Origin of the sequence: Paenibacillus sp. LPE1-1-1.1, from assembly GCF_040676435.1 — a bacterium.
GTDB lineage: Bacteria > Bacillota > Bacilli > Paenibacillales > Paenibacillaceae > Pristimantibacillus.
Genome location: NZ_JBEGHY010000001.1, coordinates 803,697 through 825,460, shown reverse-complemented (window position 1 = coordinate 825,460; position 21,764 = coordinate 803,697). Strand labels below are relative to the sequence as shown.

Here is a 21,764-nt window from a genome sequence, read left to right as displayed (position 1 = left end):
TCGCTTGGCGTTTATGTGCCGGTCATGCAGCTGAGCCGCCAGTTGTCCTGCAGAGGCATTCCCTCCGAGGTCAACGTGCTGGAGGATCTGTATCTGGACCGGATAAAACAGAAAGTGCCTGCTTACAAAAAAGCTTTCCATGACAGCTTTGCCGTAGCCAGAAAAGGAGCGGAGTTAGCCCGTGATATTTCCGATTGTCTCGATTCCGTGAAAATTGATTTGCTGCTCTCGAAATGGAAACAAGAGGGGAGAACCCATTTCATCGCGGCGACCGGTTTTTGGCTGCCGGTCATCGAGCTGTATCGGCGCAGGTCGAAAGAGCTGCGGCTCCACATTGAATTTCTGCACTTGGATGCTGCCGAGACGCCTTCTTATTCGGTATACCGGGAATGGGATGAATCTTTCAAGCACACTTGGTTTTACGGCCGGGAAGACGAGCCCATGACAAAAAGGATCGCGATGACGGACGACACGCCCGCGGCGCTCCATCAACGGGAGGAGCGCTATATCGTACATGGGGGCGGTTGGGGAATCGGCACTTACCAGTCGGCCGCGCAGGAGCTGCTGCAGGCGGGCAAACGGCTGAATGTCCTTGCGTATTACGACGAAGACATGAAGCCCCATGAGCTAATTCAATATTACCGAAACGATCCCGCATGGAGCCCGTGGGTCATGGATGAATTAGGCCGCATGCAATTTCCGCCGCTTGCGAGGATTGAGACAGGGAAAGCGCCGCAATACGTCAATCACGAGCATTATCCGCCGCTGTTTGACGTGATTCGACGTTCTGCCGCGATCATAAGCAAGCCGGGAGGCTATTCCTTGATGGAATCCATGGCTGCCGCGACGCCCTTCGTCTTTTTGGAGCCGTTTGCGAGGCATGAGGCGAGCAACGCAAGCTACTGGATAAAGCAGGGCTTTGGGATAAGGTACGAGGACTGGAAAGCGGAACATTATGCGATGGATACGCTCGTTCGTTTGCATGAGAACCTTATGCGGGCAAGAAACCAATTGATCGATTATGGAGGGGAATACGATGCAGCCCAAAACGACCAAAACATTTGATGAGCGGGTTTTTAATGATTTGAAACGAACGATTATGAACATGTCCCGTGCCAGCCGTCTGCGGGAAGGCAACAGCCGCTATGCGATGGAGATTCCCGAGGATATCGGAATAAAGCTGAACAACGGCTGTAACCTGCGCTGCAAGCATTGCTACGAATGGAACGAGGACGGTTTTCACTGGGCGATGGCTAAGGAAGACCAAAAGAAAGAGATTGATATCCCGCTCATCGAAAAACTGCTCGAGTATACCCGGGAGAAAAAGTCCAAGCTTTACTTATGGGGCGGAGAGCCGCTATATTACAGCAAATTTCCGGAGCTTGCGGAGCTGCTGGAGAAGGACCAGCGGACGGTTACGATATGTACGAACGCTATTTTGCTCGAGCAACAGCTTGATTCGCTGCTTAAGATCGGAGAAGGCCTCGTTGTCCTTGTCAGCCTGGAGGGCTTTGAAGAGGAAAACGATGCGATCAGGGGCAAAGGTACCTATAGAAAGGTTGTTCAAGCGGTCGAGAGGCTGCTGGAGCTGCAGAAACAAGGCATTTTTAAGGGGAAAGTGTCCGTTAGCCTGACCATGAACGATGCAATGATTCCGAAGCTGTTCTCCTTTATGAAGCATTTCGAGGAGATGGGGGTCGATTCGGTCTACTTTGTTTATCCGTGGTACATCTCCCCCGAATCTGCGGCAGATATGGATGAATTATACGTGAGGGAGTTCAGCTGGCTTCAGCCGGTCGAGCCGCAGCACTGCAGCTGGCACTCCTTCACCTATCATATTTCGCCGGAGAACATCGAGTCGCTGAAGGACGAGGTACGGCGCATTTCGGAGCATACCTGGAGCAGCCGAATCCGGTTTATGCCTGCCCTCGAGCAGGATGAAATCAGTGATTTTGTGCGGGGCATCCAGAGGACGGGCATGAAGAAGAAGGAATGCCTGGCCATATCCACGAGGATGGACGTGCTGCCGAGCGGAAATGTCACGCCATGCAAGTTCTTTCCGGAGCTCGCAGTAGGGAACATCACCGAAGCGCCTGTGAAGGAGATCTGGCACGGGGAAAACTACGGCAAGCACAGAGAGCTGTTATCCTGCGGTTTATTGCCGGTCTGTTCGCGCTGCGGGCTGCTGTATCATTACGGCCGGTAATTCTAACTGCTGAGGATTAGGGGAGATGGAATTTTGGAAGCAATCAAGGTCGAGCAATTAGCAAAAAGCTTTACTTACTACACGAAAGAGGTTGGGGTCATGCACTCCCTCAAAAACCTCTTTTATCGCAAATCTCTGACAAAGCACGCGGTGAAAGACATCTCCTTCTCTATCGCCAAGGGGGAGATCGTGGCTTTTCTCGGGCCGAACGGGGCGGGAAAAACGACGACGCTAAAGATGCTCTCCGGCATTTTGCATCCAACGGGCGGCAGCCTTTCCGTACTTGGCTACAAGCCCTACGAGAGAAAAAAAGACTTTAAAAAACGCTTTGCCATCGTCATGGGTCAGAAAAGCCAGCTTTGGGCCGATCTGCCAGCCGCCGAATCGATTCTGCTGAACCGTTATATTTATCAGGTGGAGGAGCAGGCCTACCGGCGTACGCTTGACGAGCTGGTCGAGCTGCTTGACGTGAAACATGTGCTAAATGTGCAGGTCAGACGGCTGTCGCTCGGCGAGAGGATGAAGATGGAACTGATCGCGGCGCTTATCCACAAGCCGGAGCTCCTTTTCCTTGACGAGCCTACGATCGGGCTCGATGTCGTGACGCAGAAGCGGGTAAGGGAGTTTCTTGCGTATTACAATGAGCATCACCAAACAACGATTATTTTGACGAGCCACTATATGAAGGACATCGAGGATTTATGCAAAAGAACGATCATCATCAACGACGGCAGGCTTGCTTTCGACGGCAATTTGAAGCAGGTGCAGGACGCAGCGGACGGTACCAAGATCGTAAAGCTGAAATTCCATTCCTTCGTTGAACCGGAGAGACTCGAACCATTCGGCGAAGTCCGGCAAACGGACGGTTATCAGGCCACGCTCGAAATTGCCAAGGAAAAGATTAACCCTGTCTCTAAAGAGCTTCTCACGATTTTGCCCGTGGAGGACATTACCATCGAAGAACGGCCGATCGAAGAAGTGATTGTATCGCTCTATGACAGGAAGCTGTCCGAATGAGCACTTATTTGAAGTATACGCGCGTGTTCAAGCTGGGCGTGCAAGCATCGCTGGAATACCGGCTTGATTTTGCCTTAACCTTAGTCAGCGCCTTTTTTCCCATTCTGATCCAATACTATATTTGGACAGCAGTCTATGGGCAATCGGAGACGGGGGAGTTTTTTGGCTACACCTACGGGGAAATGATTTTGTATACGATCGTGGCGGCCATCGTGACCAAAATCGTATCGACGAATATGGATCATGTGATCGCATCCGATATTAAGGACGGCGCGCTGAACAAACATCTGGTGCAACCGGCCAACTATTTTGGACTTAAACTGTTTTCCATGCTTGGGCAAAAGATGTTTTTCCTAGGCACGATGCTCGTTATTTTGTTTATGGTGCTGCTGTATTTTACCGGCTTGTATGACGTTCGGATTCCGCTTGCGAACTTGATTTGCTTTGTAGCGGCTATAGGCTTGTCTCTCATTCTCGGTTTCCTTATCTCGTATACGATCGCCGCTATTGCCTTCTGGCTTTCCGAAATTTCTTATTTTTTTGAAATGACGGGTTTGTTTGTCATTATTCTGAGCGGCGGCGTATTTCCAATCGAGGTGTTTGGCACTACGATGAATGCGATACTGAGCTATTTACCATTCAAGTACACGATCTATTTTCCGGCAAATGTCATCAATGGCAAGCTGGCGCTTCATGAAATCATGAACGGATTGCTGATGCAGGGCTTCTGGATTCTCATGATGCTGATTGTGTCGAAGGCGGTCTGGCGAATCGGTTTGAAAAAGTATCTTGGCTTGGGAGGCTAAACGTTGAAGGCATGGCTTAGCACGCTCAAAAGCTATTTCATCATTTATTTGCGTTTTATTAAAAATTGCTTCATTGCACAAATGGAATACCGAACGAACTTCGTGCTTGGCATTGCGGTAGAAATCGCCTATCTGTTCTCTAAACTCTTGTACGTTATCGTCGTCTATAAGACGGACCTGCACATCGGCGATATCACGCCTGACGGTATTTTGATGTTCGTTGGCACTTATACGATCATGACGGGTCTGTATGCAGGGCTGTTCTTTACGAATTTTGTCCGCATACCCGACTATGTGAGGACGGGGGAGCTTGATCTGCTGCTGGTCAAGCCGATTTCCCTGCAATTTATGGTTTCCCTCCGCTATATCGATCTGGGAATGCCGATTCCGAATCTCGCTGCCGGCATTACGATGGTTTCCATCGGCTGGAGCGCGCTCGGCATACCCGTAACATTTTACAATCTATGCGTATTTGCTTTGTATCTCGCAGCGGCGCTGATGATTACGTACGGCTTGATGATTATACCGGCGCTGCTGTCCTTTTGGTTTGTCAATACGGGAGGGCTGGCCGGCATTTTTTATGCGATTTGGGATGCGAACAATATGCCGATGCCGATTTATTCCCGTCTGATCCAGCGGATTGGCGTTTATGTTCTTCCCTTTCTCGTCATTACGAATTTTGCTCCGATGACTGTGATGGGACAATTGGATAAAGGGCTAATGCTTTGGGGAGCGGCTGCTCCCATACTGCTGCTGGCTGCGGTTCGTCTTGTTTGGAATAAAGCGATTAAAAATTACAGCAGCGCAAGCGGCTAAAACAGAAGGGAGCTGATCTTTTGATAACGTCGTGGCCGTTAACGGGAATTAGGCTTGGATGCGTCATATGCAAGCAGTCGCTGTGCGCGGAGGGCAGCGATCTAGTCTGCAAGCCATGCGACTTCCGTTATAAGCAGGAAGAAGGAATCGCGATTATGCTGGCAGAGGACGAGGCGCAAGAAGCAGCGCATAAGGAAGCTGTGCGTGAGGTATTTGACTCGATTAACCGCTCTCTGGAGGAAAAGGGTCTATCCCGTTTTTCAACGTTTATCAACTGGGGTTATGTTTCTCTGGACGAGGAGCAGCCGGGGTTCCAAAGCGTAAACGGAAGCTTTATCCGTTTGCTGCATGAAATTATCGATGGAGTGGATGTTGCGGGTAAGGATATCGCAGAAATCGGCTGCGGCAGGGGAGGCAATATTAACGAGCTGTGCAAAAGCTACGGCGCGGGCAGCGCTGTCGGCATCGATCTTACGCCGTCCAATATTGTTTTCTGCCAAGGAAACAGCCGTTATGAGCAGGCCTATTATTGCGTAGGGGATGCAGAACGGCTGCCGATTCAGTCAGAATGCTGCGACTTCGTGCTGAACGTGGAATCCTCCCATCTTTATCCGCATATCGATCGTTTCTTCGAGGAGACATACCGGATATTGAAGCCGGGAGGAACGTTCATCTATGCCGATATCATGAATGCCGCCGATGTGCCGCGTTATGAGGAGACCTGGAATAGGCTGGGTTTCCGAATGACCATAAACCGCGATATTACCGCAAACGTCCTGCAGTCTGGCGAAGCGTCACTTGGCAACCGGATCCAAGCGCTCGGAGGCTCGTTCGAAAGCGATGACGGGACGATGGAGTGGCTGGAGGCGCCAGGAACGCAGAAGCATGAGGATATGAAGGCAGGCAGGCGATTGTTCAAAATCATGCATTTGGTCAAAGAAATTCGCTGCAGCGCAGATAGGCTGCCGTTAAAAAAGGGAGCGGTCCTTGATGAGTAAATTGATACACCCGGTTGACAGCGGGTGGGCGTGCCCCCGGTGCAAGCAGACGCTTGAAAAAAGAGAGTTATCCTTGTTTTGCGAGGCATGCATGCAAGGCTACCGGTTAACCGAAGGCGGCATTCCTTGTTTGCTTCCAAACGAAGCAGGCAAGGAATCGGATGAGTACTGGGAGCAGAAGGAAGCCGTGAAGGAAATGTTCACGTCGTTTAACCGGGCACTAGAGGAGAACGGCGTCTCCAGGTTTTCTTCGTTTATGAACTGGGGATATGCGGAGGCAGCTGAGGACGGATGTTCCGCCAAAGGCGTAAACGAGCAATCGCTGCGGCTGCTTCGGGAAATAATGGACGGGGTGAAGGTGCAGGGCAGCGATGTCCTTGAAATCGCTTGCGGCCGCGGCGGCAACGTTCGGGCGCTTTGCAAAAGCTATCAGCCCCGCAGTGTGGCGGGTATCGATCTGACCGAGGCGAATATCGCCTTCTGCCATGCAAGCAACCGCTATGAGTACGCTTATTTCTGCATTGGGGATGCGGAAGAGCTGCCCGTCGCGGATGAATGCTTCGATATTGTGCTAAACATAGAAGCCTCGGATCTTTACCCGCGAATCCGGCTGTTTTATGACGAGGCGTTCCGCATCCTAAAACCGGGAGGAATGTTTGTTTATGCCGATGATTTGGATGCGCGGAAATTTGAAGAGGGAGAGCGGTATTTGGAAGCGCTCGGTTTTGAAACGGTTCGCTCGCGCGATATTTCGGAGCAAGCTTTGCTGGCAAGCGACTTGGCCAGGGGAAACCGGATAGCCGCGCTTGACGGAGCGATCGCAAAGGATGATGCCATATGGGGAACCATGGGCGTACCCGGAACCTCCCTGTATGACGATATGCGCGCAGGCAAAAGAAAATATAAGATTTTGCATATGAAAAAAAAGGCGTGAAGAGATGAAGGCTCCCATTTTCACCATTGCGGACTGCAGCGTCTACATCCCGGATTCCCGTATCCGGGTTGAAGAGATCATTCAAGAGCTAAACGGGAAAGGTATCGCCATGCTTCTAAACGCTGATGAATGCAGAGAAAATGGCTTCGAGCAGCTGCCGATGGAGCAGACGTACAGCTTGGAGCAGATGATCAATAGCGTTTGCGCGCCGCTTCTGATCCGTGCCAGACAGGAAGGTACGCGGGTAGCGGCAATACTATTCTTCTGCGTTACGAATTCCGGCATAAAAGCGCAGGAACTGTTTAGCGGGCTTCTGCAGGAATTCGGGCCAGATGCGCCGCCGGTCCTACAAATGGAGGAATACGGCTGCGCTTCATTTCATTTATCGCTTCATTTGGCGAAAGCCTTTTTCGCGGGTACGGCCCGGGATGACGAAGCGATATTGTTCGTTACGGCAGATAAAGCGAGGAACGCACGCGAACGCAGTGATACCTTTATGTTGTTTGGTGATGCGTCGAGTGCCGCGTTATACCGGAAGCCTGCCTCCGAAGGGCAGCAAGTACTGGCATCGGGGCTGAAAGCGGACGGCATTGCCTACGATGGCTCCCCCGAGCAGATTAAAATGTATTTTTCCACGTTTTATTTGTCGGTCCGTCAAGTCGTGAATCAAGTTATGCGTGAAGCAGGGGTAGGCGTTAACGAGCTTAGCCTTGTTTTTTGCACGAATCTGGGGCTCGGAACCTGGCGTATCCTTGCAAAGGTTTTGGGCTTTCCGATCCAGCTATTTTATGCGGATACGCTTGGAAATGCGGGTCATTTGCATAATACGGATATTTTGCTTAATGTGACGGAGGCGGTTCGAAGAAGAAAGCTGCGCAAGGGCGATATTTATTTGGCCATCACCGTTGGATTCGGAGGGTATTACGGCTGTTCGCTGCACAAATACGAGTAACTGCGCAAGAACGGAGGTGTTCGTATCGATGAATACGGAATTAGAGATTACGACCCTTTATTCGGATATGGCCATCACTTGGGGCCGAGAGCCGTTAGAGGATGAAATTACAGCCTGCTTGGAAGCAAACAGCCATTGGCTCTCTGGCTTGGATGTGCTCCTATACTGCCGGAATACGGAAGCAGATTCCCTAGTAAGCGCGTGTGCCAAAATGAGAAGCAAGCTCAAGCTTTCGCATGCGCTGCCTCTCACGCTCGCTGACTCGGGTCCTATGGCGCTTGAACACGCGCTTAAGCTGCTCGGCTGGCTGATGTCCGGCGATGGTTACACCCGCGCGATTTGCATCTTGACAGATGGCGAATGCAATGACGCAAGTTCGGTCTCCGCCAGCCGCCGAAACCGGATTTCTATTCTCGAAATAAGAACGAAAAACGGCGCGGGAAACCCGTGAAAAAATAGTCTTGACGACTGTGAATGAAAGCGCTTATAATCAAGACAAACGATTACGTAAACGTTTTTCTGTGATAATCATTTCGAAAAACAGAAGTAAAAGTCAAATTAAGGGGACTTGTATGGGGGTTACGTAAACGATTGCGCAAGAGTGGAAGGTGGAATGGAAAATGATGACGGCAAAGCCGGAGGTTCTTCAACAAGAAAAGGGGAGTACGAAAACAGCACAGGGCAATCGGACTTGGGTGAAAATCAAACAGAATTACGAGCTATACCTGTTTTTGCTCCCGGCGGTGCTAATCTATCTGATCTTTAAGTATTTCCCGATGTACGGCGTGCAGATCGCTTTTAAGGATTTTCGGGCGAGCAAAGGAATATGGGGCAGCGAATGGGTCGGTTTTGAACATTTTATCCGCTTTTTTGAAGCCTATAATTTTTGGCCGATTATGGAGAATACGATTTTGCTCAGCTTGTATTCGTTGCTATTCGGTTTCCCGATTCCGATTATCGTCGCTCTGATGCTTAATCAGATGATGGCAAAGCGGTACAAAAAATTCGTCCAAACGGTAATCTACGCGCCGCATTTTATTTCAACGGTCGTGCTAGTCGGGATGCTGGGCGTGTTTCTATCGCCGAACAGCGGAATCGTTAACCATGTCATTACGTTTTTTGGCGGCGAGCCGATTCTGTTCTTGGCAAGCGAAGGTTGGTTCCGGCCATTGTATGTGCTCTCCGGCATTTGGCAGGAAACGGGTTTTGCGACCATTATTTATCTGGCTGCCTTGGCCGGCGTTAATCCCGAGCTGCACGAAGCGGCCGTCATGGACGGCGCTAGCAAATGGAAAAGGGTCAGGCATGTGGATATTCCGGGCATTTTGCCTACGATTATCATTCTGATGGTGCTGGCGCTCGGAAATGTGATGAGCGTAGGCTTCGAGAAAGCCTATCTGATGCAAACGGATTTGAATTACGCAGCCTCTAATATTATCCCGACCTATGTTTACGAGCTCGGTATTCAGAAGGCGCAGTACAGCTTCTCGGCCGCGATTGGATTGTTCAACGCCATCATAAACGTAGTGCTTCTAGTAACGGTAAACCGGTTAGCCAAAAAGCTGACGGAAACAAGCTTGTGGTAAGGAGGAGAAAGCCATGAACACGCTGCTTAAACGCAAAACGAAAGGCGATGTCGTTTTTGACATCATCAATTATTCGCTTCTGACCATCTGCATGCTGCTTATTTTGTATCCGCTTTATTTTGTATTCATTGCCTCGTTCAGCGATCCCAACCTGATCTATTCGGGGGAAATATGGCTGTTTCCGAAAGGGCTGACGCTGGACGGTTATGAACGCATTTTCGCGGATTCGACGATTTGGATCGGATATGGAAATTCGCTGTTATATGCGGTGGTTGGAACTGCCATCAGCGTGAGCATTACCCTGATGGCTGCGTATCCGTTAGCCAGGAAGGATCTGATCGGACGGGGCCCGATTATGTGGTTCTTTATGTTCACGATGTTTTTCGGCGGCGGTCTTATCCCGACTTACCTGCTCATTAAGGATTTAAACATGATCAATACGATCTGGGCGCTCGTCGTGCCAGGCGCTGCGGGTGTATTTAACATCATCATCGTGCGGACTTTTTTCCAGAGCACGATTCCCGACGAAATGCGAGAGGCCGCTTTTATCGACGGCTGCTCGAACACCAAGTTTTTTCTCGGTATGGTTCTTCCGCTGTCTAAACCGATAATCGCGGTTATGGTGCTTTACCATGTGGTCGGATTCTGGAACGGTTTTTTCGATGCCATGATCTACTTGAACGAGGAATCGAAATTCCCGCTGCAGCTCGTGCTAAGGAACATTCTTGTCCAGAACCAGGTCAATTCCAACATGATGATCGACGTGGAGTCTTATGCCGCGAAGCTTAGGGTAACAGAGCTTATTAAATACGGCGTCATTATTATTGCAAGTTTGCCTTTACTTGTCTTGTATCCATTCTTACAGCGTTATTTCGTCAAAGGGGTTATGATCGGCTCGATCAAGGGCTAAGAACGGCGCAGCCGTTATCCGCTTGATTATCTCCGTGTTCCGTTCCGCGGATCGGACTCGGTTGATGATAAATAAATAGATATAACCACTAAGGGAGGATCACTAAAAATGAAAAAGACAGGGTCTGTTGCAGTCAGCTTGCTTTTGACAGCTGCCATGATGCTTTCCGCATGCTCCGGCAACGAAGGGAACAAGGAAACAAACAAAGGAAATACTGGCAATACAGGCAATACTGGCAGCGAGGAGGCAAGTTTTAATAAGGAAGGCTTGCCTATCGTCAAAGACAAAATTACATTGCAGCTCGTTTCACCGAAAGCGGCGCTTGCGCCGGAATACAACGAAATGGAAATTTTCAAGCGTCTGGAAACCGACACGAACGTGCATATCGAATGGAATAACATTCCTGACACGGATTACGTGGAGAAGAAAAACCTGCTGCTTGCGAGCGGGGATCTGCCGGATGCGTTTTATGCTTCGCAATTTTCCGATTTTGAACTGATTACGTACAGCGAGGACGGAACGATTATTCCTTTGGAAGATCTGATTGAGCAATACGCTCCGAATCTGAAGAAGCTGCTTGAGGAAAGACCCGATATCAAGGCTGCAATCACGGCTCCGAACGGACATATTTACGGACTTCCGACATGGGAAGAAAACGAGCTGGGCACAAACCCGTTTTTCCACGTCATCAACAAGCAGTGGCTCGACAAGCTGGGTTTGAAATTCCCGGAAACGCTTGACGAATATACGGAAGCGCTGGTCGCGTTCAAGACGCAAGACCCGAACGGCAACGGCAAAGCCGATGAAATACCGCTCAGCTTCATGCATATGCAGTGGTGTATGGACATAGCGGGCTTATTCGGAGCTTTTGGCCTGCCGGACAATCTTGAACACCGCATCGTACGCGACGGAAAAGTGATGTTTACGGCTACGCAGCCGGAATACAAAGAAGCATTGAAATATTTTAACGAAAAATGGTATAAGCAAGGGCTGATCGATCCGGAATCCTTTACGCAGGATGCGCCGCAATATTTGGCCAAAGGCAAGACGCCTGAGCCTACGCTCGGCTCCTACGTATGGTGGGAAGTCGAGGAGGTTGTAGGTACGGCTCAGGCCGCAAACTACGCTCTTGTGCCGCCGCTTACCGGTCCAACCGGCAAAAAGACGATTGGCAGAGGCAATGGCGGAGGACCGGGCAGAAACGCCTTTGTCATTACGAAGGATAACGAGAACCCGGAAGTGACTATGCGTTGGATCGACCAGCAATATGAGCCTTACATGGCAGCACAAATCCACTGGGGCCCGATCGGCGTTATTTATGAGAAGGATGCAAACGGAAAGCTTGTGAACCTGCCGCTTGAAGATGGCGTATCCATGGGCGAATTCCGCCAGAAGGTTGCGCCAAACGGCGCAGGCGTCATTACCAGCGAGCATTTCAAAACCATTGTCGATATGGAGCCGCGCGCGCAGCAGCGGAAGAAGGATTTGGAGCAATACTACGAGCCATTCATGGAGAAAGAAAACTATCCGACGATTTTCTTCCTGCCGGAAGAGCTGGATACCATCAATCAAATCGAGCCTGAGCTGATTAAATTCGTAAATACGCAGCGCGCTAAATTTATCGTTGACGGCATGAGTGACAAAGCATGGGACAGCTATGTGAAAACAGCCGAGGATATGGGACTAAGCAAGCTGATGGAGCTCTACCAAACCGCTCTTGACCGTTACAACGAAGAAGTTAAAAAATAAAAATAGAGGATAAGCAGGCCGGGGCGTATGCCGCTGCGGCCTGCATCCGCTTATATGCCGATAGGAGGAAATAGAATCATATGAAGACTAATTACGACAATCCACTGCGTCCGCAGTTTCATTTTACACCCGCAGCCAACTGGCTGAACGATCCGAACGGGATGGTTTATTACGAAGGGGAATACCATTTGTTTTACCAGCATCATCCGGAGAGCACGATATGGGGTCCGATGCATTGGGGCCATGCGGTCAGCAAAGATCTGGTTCACTGGGAGCATCATCCGATTGCGTTATATCCGGATCATAACGGGACCGTCTTCTCGGGTAGCGCGATTGTCGATTGGAACGATACGAGCGGCTTTTTCGACGGGAAAGCAGGACTCGTTGCTATATATACGCAAACGGAGATGATTCCGGATTCGGATCTGTCCAAGCAGCGGCAAAGCCTCGCTTTCAGCAAGGATAATGGGCGAACTTGGATACCTTATGAGGGGAACCCGGTACTCATCGATGAGCGCTGCGCGGATTTCCGAGATCCTAAGGTGTTCTGGCATGAAGAAACGAATCGCTGGATTATGGTGCTTGCCGCCGGAGACCGGCTGTTCCTTTACCACTCGCCTGACTTAAAGGACTGGACGTTCGCAAGCGAATTTGGGGCGCAGGATGGTTCGCATGAAGGCGTATGGGAATGTCCGGATTTATTTGCTCTGCCGGTGAAAGACGGAGATGATGCCAAAAAATGGGTAATGATCGTAAGCATCGGAGATTCGGAGAAGTGCCCGGAAGGCTCACGAACGCAATATTTTATCGGCGAGTTTGACGGTGTTTCGTTCAAGAACGACAATCCGGCGGAAAGCGTCCTCTGGCTTGACCATGGACGCGATAATTACGCGGGCGTGACCTGGTCGGATGCCCCTGACCTAGAGTCGAAACGGATGTTTATCGGCTGGATGAACAATTGGAAATATGCTAATTTAATTCCGACGGATGATTGGCGCGGCGCAATGACGCTTCCGCGTATCCTATCGCTGAGACAGGACGCAGAGGGCGTACGCCTCGTCCAGACAGCCGCTGCCGAACTTGAGCAGCTTAGACTCGGCACCCGGGAATGGAACGATGAGCTGGTCGAGCCGGGAAACAGCTTGCTCAGCGGCTTGACGGATGGACTATACGAATTGGAAGCGGAATTCGAGCTGGATACGGCGGAAGAATTCGGGTTTAAAATACATGCCGGCGAGAAACACGAGACAGTAGTCGGTTACGAGGTTGCTGGCGGTAAGCTGTTCATAGACCGTTCGAACTCAGGTATCATAGATTTTCATTCTGATTTCGGCTGCAGGCATGAGGCCTCGCTTAGGGCAGAGGACGGCGTCATTAAGCTCCAGCTTTGGGTAGACCGCTCTTCCGTAGAGGTGTTTGCGGATGAGGGAGGACTTGTCATAACGGATCAGCTGTTCCCGCTTGAGGGCAGTCATGGAATGGAAGTATTTGCAAAGGGCGGAACGGTAAATCTTCGTTCGCTGCGGATTCATCCGCTTAAATCGATTTACGTATCAAAAGCGACTGAGGCTGTTGGCCAATAAGTCCAGGCTAATCGGGAGGACGGATGTTCATGAATGAGGATAAGCAGGAACAATCGACGGGTCTTGAAGCCCATTGGCCGCTGGATGAGAAGAACGGCGCCTTTGCGGCAGACCTGGCGAGCGGGCAAACGGATGAGGTATCTTACGCGCTGCTTCAGCCAAGATTTACGGAAGCAGCAGACCCGCAGTGGCGTCCCGGCGTTTGCGGCGGCGCTCTGCTGTTTGACGGGTATTCGACGTGGATTACCCGTCCCGCGGAAATGGCTCCTAAGCTGAGCGACGCGTTTACCGTATCGGCGTGGGTCGCTCCGCGTTCTTATGAATGGGGAGTGGAAAAACGCCTCTCCGCTATCGTCAATCAGCATGATCGCGAAGCGGCGGAAGGCTATATCTTAGGCATGTATAGACATGGCTCATGGTCGCTCCAGATCGGCATCGGAGGAAGCTGGCATGAGCTCTGGTGCCATCACCGGCCACTCTTGAAGCAGGCTTGGTCACATGTTGCCGCAACGTTCAGCCACAGCGAAGGCGTCATGAGGCTTTATTTAAACGGAGAACAGGTTGCCGAACAAGCGACGCCTGCGGCCAGGGCAATGGATTCGAGCACCGAGGATTTGTTGATTGGAAAAAACAATCAGGCGACGGTTCTCGCTGAGGCATTCCGACACAACATGTTCGATGGTCTTATGGACGATGTGCGGATTTACTCCCGGGCTTTGAGCGTCGTACAGATTGCGGCGGCTTACAAAGAGGCATTGACCCCTTATGGCGGAAGCGCGCCTTTAATTCCAGAGGCAGACATTCGGCTCGACCGAACGCCGCTCCTCAAAGACAGGCACCGGCCGCAGTATCACGCGAGCCCGCCGGTTCATTGGATGAATGAGCCGCATGCGCCAATTTATTTTAACGGAAAATATCATTTGTTCTATCAGCATAATCCTCAGGGACCCTATTGGGCACAGATACATTGGGGCCATTGGGTAAGTGACGACATGGTTCACTGGCGCGACCTGCCGATCGCGCTTGCCCCGGAGAAAGGGGTCGTCGATCCTGACGGCGTATGGTCCGGCAGCGCGGCTTATGATGAGAACGGCATCCCTGCTTTGTTCTTTACGGCAGGCGATGACAGCGCATCACCAAACCAAAGGGTGGGACTCGCCCGCAGCCGGTTTCTCCAGGACGGCGATAGCGATTTGGTCAGCTGGGAGAAGCATCCTAAGCCGTTGATCGTACAAGAGAAAGGGCAGGGCATGTTCGGCGACTTCCGGGATCCGTTTGTTTGGAAGGAAGGCGGGTTATGGTATTTGCTTATCGGCTCGGGCACGGACGGCCAGGGAGGCACGGCACTTGCGTATACCTCGGACAATATGATCGATTGGACTTATCATGGCCCGTTTTATGTCAGTGACCCCGAGAAGTACCCTGAACTCGGCAATATGTGGGAGCTGCCGGTACTGCTTCCGCTCGGGAAGGATGCCTCGGGGAGCGAAAAGCATGTTCTGCTTATCAGCCCGCTCGGCCCGGGCGCTGACGTCGAAGTATTCTACTGGATTGGCTCATTTGACCGGAAAAAAGTGCGATTTGTTCCCGATCATGATGAGCCGCAGCTGATTGACGTTGGCGATTTTCATTTTACCGGTCCAAGCGGAATGGTGGACCCGAGAACGGGACGCAATATTATTTTTACGATTGCGCAGGGCGAGAGGACGCCGCAGCTTGATTACGATTCCGGCTGGGCGCATAATGCCGGACTGCCGCTTCATATCTTCTTGCGGTCGGACGGGCGGCTCGGCATCGAGCCGATTGCAGAGCTCGAAACGCTGCGCGGGGAGCAGCTTTGCGAGATTTCGGAAACGACGCTGGCTGAGGCAAACCAACTGCTGGAGCAAGTACAAGGCGATATGCTCGACATCCGTATCGCATTTGGCGCAGACGAGGCGGCGGAACGCTTAGGTCTATGGGTAAGGCAATCCCCATTGGGGGAGGAAGAGACTCTCATTTACTACGACCGGAGCAAGGATGAGCTCGGCGTAGACCGCTCGAAGACCACGCTGTCCCGGGAAGAGAGAACGAAGGGCGTACAGTCGGGCAAGCTGGAGCTTTCGGGCGAGGCTTTGCGGCTGCATATTTATTTGGACCGTTCGATGGTCGAGGTCTACGCGAATGGTCTAAAAAGCTTAACGACAAGGGTTTATCCGACCCTCGAGGATGCGCTTGGCCTGAAGCTTATGGGCGACGGTCAACGGAAGATTAAATCGTTAAGCGTTTGGAAGATGAAATCCATTTACTCATAACATAAAAGCTTTGTTTTTGGCTGCCCTTTTTCAGGGCAGCCATTTAAGCGAAGAACAGGCAGAGGAGACCGAGAGAATGCGTATTGGAGCAATCGAAGCAGGGGGAACAAAGTTTGTATGCGGAATTGGCAGCGAAAGCGGGGCAATCGAGGAACGGATCAGCTTTCCTACCGAGCATCCAGAGCGGGTGATGGAGCAGGTTATCGAATATTTCAAAGACAAAAAGGTTGAGGCGATCGGCATCGGTACGTTCGGGCCGATTGACATCGATCTGCTCAGCGAAACGTATGGCAGCGTGACGACTACGCCAAAGCCGGGCTGGTCGGGCTTTCCGTTTCTTGAAACGCTGAAGCGGGAGTATCGCGTGCCGTTCGGCTGGGACACGGATGTGAATGCCGCTGCCTACGGCGAAGCGGCGTGGGGGGCTGCCAAGGGACTCGACAGCTGCGTTTATTTCACGATCGGAACGGGAATCGGATTAGGCGTTTATTCGGAGGGCAGGCTCGTGCACGGCCTCGTGCATCCGGAAGGCGGGCATATTTTGCCGAGACGCCACCCGGATGACCGTTTTTCAGGCCATTGTCCCTATCATGGGGATTGTTTGGAAGGACTTGCGGCTGGCCCGGCAATCGAAAAGCGATGGGGCGTAAAAGGCAGCGAGTTAGGGGCGGATCACCCGGCATGGGCGATGGAGGCATATTATCTCGGTCAAGCCGTAACATCGGCTATCCTCATGCTTTCGCCGAAAATGGTCATTATGGGCGGAGGCGTGATGCAGCAGAAGCATCTGCTTCCGATGATACGAGCTGAGGTCGGTAAAAATTTGAACGGATATTTGAATGCGGCTCCGCTTCAGGCTGGAATGGACAATTACATCGTCGCTCCCGGTCTCGGGGACAATGCAGGCTTAAGCGGTTCACTCGCACTCGGCTTGGCGGCTTTGGAACGTTCGAGACAATCTTAATCATTTACGAGTGATCATATCGTTTGACGGCTAAAGAACTGCAGGCAAAAATGCCCGCAGTTCTTTTTTTGTTTTTCGATAGATTTATAGTTTTTCATAGGACTTCCCCATACATTATGCTGCGCATAACTTTATGGCTTACGGGAAAATATAGAAATGGTTATGTAGAATTTGGCATGGATATCTAGATTTGGTTAGCTGAGGCGGGAAACCATGGATCTAAAAAAATTAAGCGGACTTCAACTCTTTTATATCATGATTGGATTCGAAATCGGAAACACCATCATTTTTGCGATAGGAGCAGGGGCTAAACAGGACGCATGGCTGGCTATTTTGACTGCGATGTTTTGCGGCCTGTTCTTAATGGGGATTTATGTAAAATTGTCTGCGTATTATCCGGATGATTCCTTAATACAGATGCTGCCCAAAATCATTGGCAGGTTTCTTTCCTATCCCATTATGCTTATTTATATCTTGTATTTTACCTATCTTGCCAGTACGGCTTGCAGGGATTTCGGCGAACTTATCGCATCTACGATTCTGACGGAAACGCCGTTAATTATCGTAGTGGGGAGTTTTATGGTTCTGATGATCTACAGCTTAAGCGGGGGGACCGACGTGTTTGGACGGATGGGCGAAATGGTGTTTCCGGTTTACATCCTAGTGTTGGTTGCGATGTGGGTTTTAATGGCGATCAGCCTGGATCAATTCGACCTGAAGCGGCTTACCCCTGTTCTTGGTGAAGGGATATATCCGGTTTTAAAGGAGGTATTTCCTTATCCCAGCCCTTCTATTTTAGCTTTTCCGTTTGGCGAAACCGTATTAATTACGATGTTCTTCCCCTTATTAAAAAAAAAAGAAAATGCCAAAAAAGTAGGGATGGCCGTGATTCTTCTCGGAGGGCTATTGCTGTCTATTAATTGCATCATTATGATTTCGGTATTAGGCCCCAATATTTTCGAGCAGGAGTATTTCCCGCTGCTTTCCGCTGCACGTATGGTATCGATCGCAGACTTTCTGGAGCGTTTTGATTCCCTCATTATATTGATGATGGTTGCAGGCGTTTTTTTTAAGGTTGGCGCTTGGACATTAGGCGCATCCATTGCCATAGGTCAATTATTTAAACTAAAAAGCAACAAATCCATACTGCTTATTCTCGGTGTAATCATTGCCCCTTTATCGGTATTCCATGCACCGGATTTCGTTAAATTCTTGGAAATAGGGAGAACATTTATAGATCCCTATTTACATGTTCCGTTACAAATCGTAATCCCTTCTTTACTGCTGAGCATCGCTTTTGTGCGTAAAAAATTTCAAACCTAGTTTTTTTTGCGGAGGCGGTTTTCTTAATGAAAAAAACGAATGAGGATTGGGATTTCCTTACTGGCGTTCTTCAAGAGGATTTTCAGATGGTAAAGGATAAATTTGACCGGTCCGTAGACTTCTCTTATCGGGAATTTGAAATATACGATACCCATAAAGCCGTCGTTTTTTATCTTGACGGTCTTATCAATCTGGATCGCATAGATATGAATATATTAACTCCATTGGTTAGCAGCAACGATATTACTTTGCAAAGCCCCATCGTTCTTCAGGATATCGAGAAAAAGATTTTATCCGCGTCAGTTGCTAGCGGAGAATCGCTGCAGGAAATCATGGACCATGTGTTAAGCGGCGGAACGGCCTTGCTCGTCGATGGGGTAGCGCAAGCGCTGCTCATAAGCGAAAAATCATGGGAAAAAAGATCGGTCGAAGAGCCGACAACCGAAGTAGTCATCTATGGTCCGCGGGAAGGATTTACGGAGGATATTCGCACAAATGTGAGCTTGGTTCGAAGACGCTTAAAAACAGCGCAATTAAAAATGGAAAGCATAAAACTCGGCGAGCTCTCGCAAACCGAAATAATAATCACCTACCTGGAAGGTATTGCAGATCACTCCATACTCAAGGAAGTCCGGAGCAGATTGGATCAAATATCTATCGATGCCATTGAGGACAGCGGTTATATTATCGAATTAATCGAGGATAATCCCTACTCTGTTTTTCCTCAGGTTCTGCAGACGGAGCGGCCTGACCGGCTGGTCGGAAATATACTGGAAGGCAGAATCGGCATTATGGTCGATAATACCCCGTTTGCCCTGATCGTGCCAATCACCTTTTTTCAGCTTATGAACTCGACCGAAGATTATTATGAGCATTTCATATTGGCTTCGACGATTCGCTGCTTACGTTATTTTTTTATATTCGTTGCTCTGTTGTTCCCATCCATTTATGTAGCGGTGACTTCGTTCCATCAGGAGCTGCTGCCGACAAACTTGTTGTTCAGTGTAGCATCTGCCAGGGAGTCCGTACCTTTTCCCGTATTTATTGCGGCTCTATTGATGGAAATATCATTCGAAGCTCTAAGGGAAGCCGGACTGAGATTGCCGCGCGCGATCGGCGGAACGATCAGCATTGTCGGTGCGTTGGTTATCGGACAAGCGGCCGTACAGGCAGGAATCGTCGGTGCTCCGTTGGTTATCGTGGTATCGATTACCGGGATTGCATCCTTTATGTTCCCTAGCTACAGTCTGACAGGCGCGATCCGTTTACTTCGTTTTCCGATGATGTTTCTTGCTGCATTCCTTGGGATGTACGGCATATTGCTCGGTGTTTTTCTGATACTAAGCCATCTCGTCCGGCTCCAGTCCTTTGGCGTCCCTTATTTGTCTCCTCTTGCTCCTTTCAATTTCAGTGATCTCAAGGATGTATTTGTGCGCGTACCATGGTGGGCCATGAAGAAACGGCCAAGCGACACCGGGAAAAAAAATCCGCTCCGAATGGGGAGATGGCTGCGGCCGCAGCCTCAAAAGCGAAAAAAATAGAGGTCAGGATAGGGGAGGCTGTGCCCAGTGAGCTCGCTAAAAAACGTTTTATTGTCGCTAATCGTCATTCTATGTCTCACAGGCTGCTGGAATCGGGTGGAAGTGAATGACATTGCTGTCGTTACCGCGATGGGAGTAGATAAAATTGACGGCAACAAGATTCGTTTATCGCTTCAAATCGGAGTACCGGCAACATTTGGAGCAGCTGGAAATATGAGCGGCAATGTAAGGAGCACATTTAACGCTTCGGAAACGGGCGTAACCTTATCGGATGCCTATCGGAGAATTCAAGAGAAGCTGTCGAGAAGAATTTTCCTTTCGCATAGCAGAGTCCTAATCATTGGAGAAAAATCAGCTAAGGACGGCGTTTCGTACATCATTGATTTTTTTGCCAGATATCAAGAGCCGCGCGTAAATGCCCTAATCGTATTTACAAACGGCGAAGCCTCCGAATTTTTGAAAAGCAGACCTTTATTAGAGAAGGTTCCTTCCGAAGAAACGAGAGAGATCATGAAACAAGGCATTGGCCTAAAGGTGTCCATAAAAGATTTTTGGGATATGCTCCTTTCGGATGGAGTAGAGCCGGTAGCTCCACGATTTAAATTAGTACCTTTAGAATCAAAAAATGATTCAGGCCAAGAAAGCTCTGCCTCTCAAATCGTCCAAGCCATATCAGGGGCCGCTGTGTTCAAGAAAGATAAATTGATCGGCTGGATGAATGCTTCCGAATCCCGGGGAATATTGCATCTTCGAAACGAGCTGGATCTTGGCGTGATTACCGTCAACATTCCCGAGGAAAAGGGGGGCGGCAAGGTAAGCGTTAAATTTATAAAAGCGGATACGGACTTCAAACCCTATTTCCAAGGCGGCCAATTAAAAATGGAGGTTAAATCCGACTCTAAAGTAACCGTGCTGGAAAATGCCTCCCCGATAAATCTTTCGCAATCCAAAGAGCTGGCTTTTATAGAGACCAAGCTGGAAGAGAGCATTAAGCAGCGGATGGAGCTGGCTTTAGTGAAAGCGCAAAAGCAATTTCGTTCGGACATATTCGGATTCGGAAGAATCGTTTACCAATCCTATCCGAAACAATGGAATAAGAGCTATAAAGAGAAATGGGATACGGTATTTCCAGAACTAGAGGTGACAATTAAGTCTAAAGTAAGCATTAAGAGAATCGGTCTCAGCAAAGAAACAAAGTAGCCGATACGCGAAATGTCATTTGTTGACTATTGATACGTTACGGGATCAGGAGAGGTAAGGCATGCGCTCTCCCTGTAGCGAATTGGAGTGATGCCTGTTTCTCGCTTGAACATACTGCAAAACTGCGCATCCGTAGAGAATCCGCATTCCATTGCGATAACCGAGACTTGCATATGTGTGTGTCGCAGCATCGCTTTGGCATGCTCAATTCTTCGCTCCAAAATATATTGAATAGGAGAAGCGCCGACCTTGATTTTGAATAAATGACGAAACCGGTCATAACTGTAACCCGATTGGGCTGCCAACGCGCGAAAATCAATTTTGTGCATAAAATATTCGTTTATAAAGGTCTGGGCGTATTGAATGACATCCGTTCGGTATTCGGTTACTTGTGAAGGATGAGCTCTTAACAGCTCTAAATATAAGTGAGATACCAGGTTATCCAGCATTTGTTTATGGAATGGTTTCTTGTCGCGAAGCTCATTTGCGATAGCGCGCATTAGCCTGCCCATAGGCAGGCTGGAAGTCTCATGGTAGATTCCTTCTACCAAGGGAGGGTAAACGTTGCTTGCGAAACCGCAAAACATGACTTTGGATTGCCATTCATGGCGTTCTTCATGAATGGTGGAAGGGTTGATAATCGCGTAATCCCCGGCATTAAAGGAATAATCCTTTTTTCCTATCCGGGTTTGTCCTTGTCCACTGACATAATAGACCAGCTCATAACATGGATGGTGATGAGGCGCAATCCATTCATTTTTCATGCGTGTAGCTTGATAAAAGAAATCAAACGAAGCTGCCATCAGACGCATCTCCCATCAAGTTAGCCAATTCGTGATAAACGATAACCGAATAAGGCTACTGTAATGATTAATTTATTTATAA

19 protein-coding genes are annotated in these 21,764 nt (G+C 49.7%); 18 read left to right on the top strand and 1 reads right to left on the bottom strand.

Annotated features, from left to right (window positions below; all coding sequences use genetic code 11):
• Positions 1-24 precede the first annotated feature (24 nt).
• From MRBLPE1_RS03885 to MRBLPE1_RS03800, 18 genes are all read left to right on the top strand, one after another.
• On the top strand, positions 25-1,065 hold the full coding sequence (locus MRBLPE1_RS03885; protein ID WP_364141762.1) for a hypothetical protein: 1,041 nt from the start codon (positions 25-27) through the stop codon (positions 1,063-1,065).
• Positions 1,037-2,206: a radical SAM protein gene (locus MRBLPE1_RS03880; protein WP_364141759.1), complete on the top strand. Its 1,170-nt coding sequence runs from the start codon at positions 1,037-1,039 to the stop codon at positions 2,204-2,206. The genes MRBLPE1_RS03885 and MRBLPE1_RS03880 overlap by 29 nt, the downstream gene beginning before the upstream one ends.
• 33 nt (positions 2,207-2,239) lie before the next feature.
• Complete coding sequence (locus tag MRBLPE1_RS03875) at positions 2,240-3,223, top strand: ABC transporter ATP-binding protein (protein WP_364141757.1); 984 nt, start codon at positions 2,240-2,242, stop codon at positions 3,221-3,223.
• Positions 3,220-4,029, top strand: a complete 810-nt coding sequence (locus tag MRBLPE1_RS03870; protein WP_364141755.1) for an ABC transporter permease — start codon at positions 3,220-3,222, stop codon at positions 4,027-4,029. Before MRBLPE1_RS03875 ends, MRBLPE1_RS03870 begins: the two co-directional genes overlap by 4 nt.
• Before the next feature lie 3 nt (positions 4,030-4,032).
• Positions 4,033-4,845, top strand: coding sequence for an ABC transporter permease (locus MRBLPE1_RS03865; protein WP_364141752.1), 813 nt, complete (start codon positions 4,033-4,035; stop codon positions 4,843-4,845).
• 20 nt (positions 4,846-4,865) lie between these two features.
• Positions 4,866-5,843 (top strand): class I SAM-dependent methyltransferase, encoded by a 978-nt coding sequence (locus MRBLPE1_RS03860; RefSeq protein ID WP_364141749.1) that lies wholly within the window; start codon positions 4,866-4,868, stop codon positions 5,841-5,843.
• Positions 5,836-6,777 carry a methyltransferase domain-containing protein gene (locus tag MRBLPE1_RS03855; protein WP_364141746.1) on the top strand — a complete coding sequence of 314 codons (942 nt, stop codon included), beginning with the start codon at positions 5,836-5,838 and terminating at the stop codon, positions 6,775-6,777. The genes MRBLPE1_RS03860 and MRBLPE1_RS03855 overlap by 8 nt, the downstream gene beginning before the upstream one ends.
• A 4-nt stretch (positions 6,778-6,781) precedes the next feature.
• Complete coding sequence (locus tag MRBLPE1_RS03850; protein ID WP_364141743.1) at positions 6,782-7,729, top strand: 3-oxoacyl-[acyl-carrier-protein] synthase III C-terminal domain-containing protein; 948 nt, start codon at positions 6,782-6,784, stop codon at positions 7,727-7,729.
• Between the two features lie 28 nt (positions 7,730-7,757).
• Positions 7,758-8,180: a hypothetical protein gene (locus tag MRBLPE1_RS03845; protein WP_364141741.1), complete on the top strand. Its 423-nt coding sequence runs from the start codon at positions 7,758-7,760 to the stop codon at positions 8,178-8,180.
• Between the two features lie 172 nt (positions 8,181-8,352).
• Positions 8,353-9,315 carry an ABC transporter permease gene (locus MRBLPE1_RS03840; protein ID WP_414698848.1) on the top strand — a complete coding sequence of 321 codons (963 nt, stop codon included), beginning with the start codon at positions 8,353-8,355 and terminating at the stop codon, positions 9,313-9,315.
• A gap of 13 nt (positions 9,316-9,328) precedes the next feature.
• Entirely contained in the window at positions 9,329-10,225 is an 897-nt protein-coding gene (locus tag MRBLPE1_RS03835; protein ID WP_364141736.1) for a carbohydrate ABC transporter permease, read from the top strand.
• A 108-nt stretch (positions 10,226-10,333) separates the two neighbouring features.
• Positions 10,334-11,974 carry an ABC transporter substrate-binding protein gene (locus tag MRBLPE1_RS03830; RefSeq protein ID WP_364141733.1) on the top strand — a complete coding sequence of 547 codons (1,641 nt, stop codon included), beginning with the start codon at positions 10,334-10,336 and terminating at the stop codon, positions 11,972-11,974.
• Positions 11,975-12,054: 80 nt separating this feature from the next.
• Positions 12,055-13,557 (top strand): glycoside hydrolase family 32 protein, encoded by a 1,503-nt coding sequence (locus MRBLPE1_RS03825; protein ID WP_364141731.1) that lies wholly within the window; start codon positions 12,055-12,057, stop codon positions 13,555-13,557.
• Positions 13,558-13,586: 29 nt separating this feature from the next.
• Positions 13,587-15,851 carry a GH32 C-terminal domain-containing protein gene (locus tag MRBLPE1_RS03820; protein ID WP_364141728.1) on the top strand — a complete coding sequence of 755 codons (2,265 nt, stop codon included), beginning with the start codon at positions 13,587-13,589 and terminating at the stop codon, positions 15,849-15,851.
• A gap of 76 nt (positions 15,852-15,927) precedes the next feature.
• Positions 15,928-16,815, top strand: a complete 888-nt coding sequence (locus MRBLPE1_RS03815) for an ROK family protein (RefSeq protein WP_364141725.1) — start codon at positions 15,928-15,930, stop codon at positions 16,813-16,815.
• 213 nt (positions 16,816-17,028) lie between these two features.
• On the top strand, positions 17,029-18,138 hold the full coding sequence (locus MRBLPE1_RS03810) for a GerAB/ArcD/ProY family transporter (protein WP_364141723.1): 1,110 nt from the start codon (positions 17,029-17,031) through the stop codon (positions 18,136-18,138).
• 26 nt (positions 18,139-18,164) lie between these two features.
• A complete protein-coding gene (locus tag MRBLPE1_RS03805) occupies positions 18,165-19,679 on the top strand; it encodes a spore germination protein (RefSeq protein ID WP_364141721.1) in 1,515 nt (504 codons plus the stop codon).
• 27 nt (positions 19,680-19,706) lie between these two features.
• Positions 19,707-20,879 (top strand): Ger(x)C family spore germination protein, encoded by a 1,173-nt coding sequence (locus MRBLPE1_RS03800; protein WP_364141719.1) that lies wholly within the window; start codon positions 19,707-19,709, stop codon positions 20,877-20,879.
• A gap of 26 nt (positions 20,880-20,905) precedes the next feature.
• On the opposite strand, the gene MRBLPE1_RS03795 is transcribed toward MRBLPE1_RS03800, so the two are convergent.
• On the bottom strand, positions 20,906-21,682 hold the full coding sequence (locus MRBLPE1_RS03795) for an AraC family transcriptional regulator (protein WP_364141716.1): 777 nt from the start codon (positions 21,680-21,682) through the stop codon (positions 20,906-20,908).
• Between the last annotated feature and the right edge of the window lie 82 nt (positions 21,683-21,764).

Bases quoted from the DNA above. Each gene is read 5' to 3' on its own strand.
- MRBLPE1_RS03880 (WP_364141759.1), top strand. From the start codon at position 1,037: ATGCAGCCCAAAACGACCAAAACATTTGATGAGCGGGTTTTTAATGAT.
- MRBLPE1_RS03815 (WP_364141725.1), top strand. From the start codon at position 15,928: ATGCGTATTGGAGCAATCGAAGCAGGGGGAACAAAGTTTGTATGCGGA.
- MRBLPE1_RS03835 (WP_364141736.1), top strand. From the start codon at position 9,329: ATGAACACGCTGCTTAAACGCAAAACGAAAGGCGATGTCGTTTTTGAC.
- MRBLPE1_RS03820 (WP_364141728.1), top strand. From the start codon at position 13,587: ATGAATGAGGATAAGCAGGAACAATCGACGGGTCTTGAAGCCCATTGG.
- MRBLPE1_RS03810 (WP_364141723.1), top strand. From the start codon at position 17,029: ATGGATCTAAAAAAATTAAGCGGACTTCAACTCTTTTATATCATGATT.
- MRBLPE1_RS03795 (WP_364141716.1), bottom strand. From the start codon at position 21,682: ATGGCAGCTTCGTTTGATTTCTTTTATCAAGCTACACGCATGAAAAAT.
- MRBLPE1_RS03870 (WP_364141755.1), top strand. From the start codon at position 3,220: ATGAGCACTTATTTGAAGTATACGCGCGTGTTCAAGCTGGGCGTGCAA.
- MRBLPE1_RS03805 (WP_364141721.1), top strand. From the start codon at position 18,165: ATGAAAAAAACGAATGAGGATTGGGATTTCCTTACTGGCGTTCTTCAA.
- MRBLPE1_RS03830 (WP_364141733.1), top strand. From the start codon at position 10,334: ATGAAAAAGACAGGGTCTGTTGCAGTCAGCTTGCTTTTGACAGCTGCC.
- MRBLPE1_RS03840 (WP_414698848.1), top strand. From the start codon at position 8,353: ATGACGGCAAAGCCGGAGGTTCTTCAACAAGAAAAGGGGAGTACGAAA.
- MRBLPE1_RS03855 (WP_364141746.1), top strand. From the start codon at position 5,836: ATGAGTAAATTGATACACCCGGTTGACAGCGGGTGGGCGTGCCCCCGG.
- MRBLPE1_RS03825 (WP_364141731.1), top strand. From the start codon at position 12,055: ATGAAGACTAATTACGACAATCCACTGCGTCCGCAGTTTCATTTTACA.
- MRBLPE1_RS03850 (WP_364141743.1), top strand. From the start codon at position 6,782: ATGAAGGCTCCCATTTTCACCATTGCGGACTGCAGCGTCTACATCCCG.
- MRBLPE1_RS03885 (WP_364141762.1), top strand. From the start codon at position 25: ATGCAGCTGAGCCGCCAGTTGTCCTGCAGAGGCATTCCCTCCGAGGTC.
- MRBLPE1_RS03845 (WP_364141741.1), top strand. From the start codon at position 7,758: ATGAATACGGAATTAGAGATTACGACCCTTTATTCGGATATGGCCATC.